Here is a 349-nt window from a genome sequence, read left to right on the forward strand (position 1 = left end):
CTTTCATTACGATGAACACCACCGCCTGACCCGCCTGGTCCATGCCGACACCACGACCCTGGCGCTGCACTACGAACACCAGCAGCTCACGGCCATTGACTGGCTGCACGCGGCACAGCGCCAGCGGCTGGTGACCTGCCGCTATGATAATCCCGGGTATCTGGCGGAATGTGACACCTTTCAGTTTCACCACCTGTGGCATGAATACACGCCGCAGGGGAACATGACCCGCTGGCATGACACCGATAAAACCGATGTCACCGTGCACTATGACAAAGCGGGCCGGGTGACGGCCACCACCACCCCGCAGGGATACTGGCAGGACCGTTTTGCATACGATGACGACCAT

The 349-nt window shown here is 59.9% G+C and carries 2 protein-coding genes; one reads left to right on the forward strand and one right to left on the reverse strand.

All coding sequences use genetic code 11. From position 1 onward, the window contains the following. Positions 1-202 (reverse strand): hypothetical protein (locus tag ACGF49_RS25025; protein WP_387493467.1); only part of this gene is annotated, 202 nt, incomplete at its 3' end. On the opposite strand from ACGF49_RS25025, the gene ACGF49_RS25030 reads away from it, so the two are divergent. Then, positions 131-349: RHS repeat domain-containing protein (locus tag ACGF49_RS25030; RefSeq protein WP_387493464.1), on the forward strand; the 219-nt coding region annotated here is incomplete at its 3' end. The genes ACGF49_RS25025 and ACGF49_RS25030 overlap by 72 nt on opposite strands.

Origin of the sequence: Photorhabdus sp. RM96S (assembly GCF_042879335.1) — a bacterium.
Taxonomy (GTDB): domain Bacteria; phylum Pseudomonadota; class Gammaproteobacteria; order Enterobacterales; family Enterobacteriaceae; genus Photorhabdus; species Photorhabdus kayaii.